Raw genomic sequence first — 3,972 nt, 5'->3', positions numbered from 1 at the left:
CAGACCGTGGCGCAGCACCTCCAGCCCCACCTGCGCCCCCGGCGGCGCCAGACGTCCGCTCACCGCCAGGGTGCCGGCGGAGGTCTGCACCAGGGTCTGGCCGGCGGTGGCGCCGGGCAGCACGGTGCCGGTCAGCACGGCCTGCGGATTGGCCGGCGGCAGCGGCGACAACCACGGCGCCCCGCCGCCGGTCGCCGGAGCATAGGCAGCGGGACCGGTGGGCAGGGCGGCGGTTGCGGTGGCGGTGGCGGCTCCGGCCGTCCCGGCTGCCGGGGCGACGGAGACCACCCGCACCATCACCGCCGTTCCCGGCGTCATGGCGACACCGTTGACCACCGGCGCGGCCGCGGCAGGACCGGGCGCCGGGTTCGGCTGCATCACGCCCGGCTGGACGGCCGTCGCCGGAGCCGGCCCGGCAGCGGCCGGCGGCGGAGTCCCGGTGGGGGGTGTCGCTTGTCCCGGCAGCGGTTGGGGTTGAGGCTGAGGCTGGGGTTGAGGCTGAGGCTGAGGCAGCCCTCCACCCACCGGCTGCTGACCGCCTGGGGTGGGACCGGGCTGCAACGTCTGCACGGACGCCCCCTGAGCCGGAGCGCTGATGCTGGACGCCGACTGCTGGGGCATCGGCTGAGGCTGGAACAGCCCAGGCTGCTGCCCCACCGCCCCCGGAGCAGGCTGAACAGGTACGCCGCCCCCAACCGCCGGCTGCGGAGCGGCAGGGGTAGGGCCCGGCTGCTGCGGCTGGGGCTGCGCTGGAGCGGGCTGCGCCGGAGCGCTGCTTCCTGGCGCCGGCTGCTGTGCTTGTGGCTGCGCCGGTGCAGGCTGCTGCGGCTGCTGTGCCGGAGCGGGCTGAGCCGCGGCGGTGCTTCCGGGCGCCAGTTGCTGCGGCTGGGGCTGAGATTGGGGCGGGCCAGGCTGAGCGGGAGCGCCGCCCCCCGACCCCTGTTGCGCCGCCGGGGCCGGTGCAGGCTGTTGCACCTGGGCCTGAGGCTGCGCAGGAGCGGGCTGAGACGCAGCGTTGCTTCCGGGCGCCGGCTGTTGTGCCTGTGCCTGTGCCGGGGCGCCGCTCGGTCCCTGTTGCCCCTGGAGTTGAGGCTGCACCGGAGCGGGCTGAGCCGGAGCGCTGCTGCCGGACGCCGGCTGCTGTGCCTGTGGCTGGGTCGGGGCGGCCTGACTAGGGCCGCCACCTCCCGATCCCTGTTGCGCCGCCGGGGTTGGCGCAGGCTGTTGCACCTGACCCTGAGGCTGCGCCGGAGCGGGTTGAGCCGGAGCGCTGCTGCCGGGCGCCGGCTGATGTACCTGTGGCTGTGGCTGGGCCGGGGCGGCCTGACCAGGGCCGCCGCCTCCCGACCCCTGTTGCGCCGCCGGGGTTGGCGCAGGCTGTTGCACCTGACCCTGAGGCTGCGCCGGAGTGGGCTGAGCCGGAGCGCTGCTTCCGGGCGCCGGCTGTTGTGCCTGTGCCTGTGCCGGGGCGCCACTCGGTCCCCGTTGCCCCTGCAGCTGAGGCTGCACCGGAGCGGGCTGAGCCGGAGCGCTGCTGCCGGACGCCGGCTGCTGTGTCTGTGCCTGTGGCTGGGCCGGGGCGGCCTGACCAGGGCCGCCGCCTCCCGACCCCTGTTGCGCCGCCGGGGCTGGTGCAGGTTGTTGCACCTGGGTCTGAGGCTGCGCAGGAGCGGGCTGAGCCGGGGTGCTGCTGCCAGACGCCGGTTGCTGTGCTTGTGCCTGTGCCTGGGGCTGCGCCGGAGCAGTCTGGGCTGGGGCGCCCCCCGCCCCCTGTTGCACCTGACCCTGAGGCTGCGGAGGAGCGGGCTGAGCCGGGGCGCCGCTGCCGGTCCCTGCCTGCGGGGCGGCGGGCATCGGTGCGGGCTGTTGCGGCTGGGGCTGGCCCTGAGGTGATGAAGGCGCCGCCCCGCCTCCCGCCGGTGTCAGTTGAGCGGCGGGGCCGGACGCCATTGCCGACTGCTGTGCCTGGGCCGGCATCGGAGCCGCCGACGCAGCAGAACCTCCGCCTGTCGCCCCCTGCTGAGCGGCCAGGGTGGTCGCCGGCTGCTGGGGCTGAGCCTGAGCGGATGTGGCTGAGGCAGGCGCACCACCTCCGCCCGCCTGCGGAGCGGCAGGACCCGGCGCCGGCTGCTGCGGTTGAGGCTGAGGCTGCACCGCTGAGGCCGAAGCAGGTGCCCCGCCCCCGGCTGGCTGCTGAGTGGCAGAAGCTGGTGCCGGCTGTTGCTGGGGTTGCGCGGATACGGCCGGAGAGGCGCCGCCGCCACCCGCGGTCGCCTGTTGGGTCGCAGGAACCGGTCCCGATTGCTGCGGCTGGGCCTGCGTCGATGCGGTCGCAGCAGCGGTGCCACCTCCGCTAGCCGACTGCGAAGCGGCAGGAGCGGGCGCCAGCTGTTGGGGCTGAGCCTGTCCGGATGCCGCTGAAGCGCTGGCGCCACCTCCACTGGCTGGCTGCGGAGCGCCAGGAGCGGGCACCGGCTGTTGGGGTTGACCCTGAGCAGATGCGGCTGAAGCGCTCGCGCCTCCCCCAGTGACCGACTGCTGAGCACCGGGAGTGGATGCCGGCTGCGGCCCGGTTGCGGTAGAAGTGGCGGCACCGGCTGCCCCGGCAGGCTGCGGAGCGGCAGGAGCGGGCACCGGCTGTTGGGGTTGACCCTGAGCGGATGCGGCTGAAGCGCTCCCGCCTCCCGCAGCGACCGACTGCTGAGCGCCGGGAGCGGGTGCCGGCTGCGGTGGCTGAGCTTGAGCGGCTGCGGCTGAGGCACCGCCTGCGACCGTCGCTTGTGCAGCGGGAACCGGCCCTGGTTGCTGCGGCTGGGCCGGCGCCGATGCAGCCGGAGCAGCGGCGCCACCTCCGCTGGCTGGCTGCGGCACGGCAGGAGTTGGCGGCGGTTGCTGGGGCTGCGCCTGCGCGGATGCCGTTGAAGCGCTGGCGCCACCTCCAGCGACCGACTGCTGAGTACTAGGTGCAGGTGCCGGCTGCGGCGGCTGAGCTTGAGCGGCTGCGGCTGAGGCACCGCCTGCGACCGTCGCTTGTCCAGCGGGAACCGGCCCCGCTTGTTGCGGCTGCGCCGGGGCCGATGCAGCCGGAGCAGCGGCGGCTCCTCCACCGGCTGGCTGCGGAGCGGCAGGAGTGGGCGCAGGCTGATGGGGTTGACCCTGAGCAGATGCGGCTGAAGCGCTGGCGCCACCTCCAGCAACCGACTGCTGGGCACCGGGTGCGGGTGCCGGCTGGGGCGGCAGAGCTTGCCCGCTTGCGGCTGAAGTAGTGGCACCGGCTGCCCCGGCAGGCTGTTGAGCGGCCGGAGCGTTCGCCGGTTGCAGCGGCTGGCCCGGGGCTGATGCAGCCGGAGCAGCGGCGCCACTCCCACTGGCTGGCTGCTGAGCGGCAGGAGTGGGCGCCGGCTGCTGCGATTGAGCCTGGGCAGCAGCAGGACCGGGCGCGGGCTGTTGCGGCTGGGGCTGTGCTGGTTGGGCCGAAGCAGGTGCGCTGGTCCCGGCCGGCTGCTGAGTGGCAGGAGCGGGCGCAGGCTGTTGCGGCTGGGGCTGAGGCTGGGCTTGTGGGGCCGAAGCAGATACGCCACCCCCGGCCGCCTGCCCAGCCCCAGCCCCAGGCGCCCCCTGACCCTGCGCCGACGCAGCCGGGGCCCCGCCCCCCGCCACGGGTAGGGCGGTGCGGCTGTAGGCGGAGGCGGCCTGGTGGGCGGCGGAGTGGGGCGTGGGCGGAGCGGCCGGGGCGGCGGCGCCCGGCGGGCGCAGCACGATGGCCAGCAGGCCGTCGCGGTTGCTCAGGCTGAGGGTGTCGACGCCGCTGCTCGCGACGGTCGGCGCGGCGGTGGCGGGCGGGCCCGGCGGCGGCGCGCCGGGTGTCGGGGTCGGGGCGGTCGAGGCGCGGCGGGCGGCGGCGGCGTGCAGGGCAGGCAGGGCCTGGGGGGGCGGGCGGGGGGGGGGGGGGGGGGGGGGGGGGGGGGGGGG

At 76.3% G+C, this 3,972-nt stretch carries 1 pseudogene; it reads right to left on the bottom strand.

The window, feature by feature from the left end:
• Positions 1-318: pseudogene (locus ABD056_RS22545) on the bottom strand (hypothetical protein); the annotation flags it as partial.
• Positions 319-3,972 lie beyond the last annotated feature (3,654 nt).

Origin of the sequence: Caenispirillum bisanense (assembly GCF_039523075.1) — a bacterium.
In the GTDB taxonomy this organism is placed as follows: Bacteria; Pseudomonadota; Alphaproteobacteria; order Rhodospirillales; family Rhodospirillaceae; genus Caenispirillum; species Caenispirillum bisanense.
The sequence above is the reverse complement of the archived record's forward strand: the minus strand, read 5'-3'. Positions and strand labels throughout refer to the sequence as shown.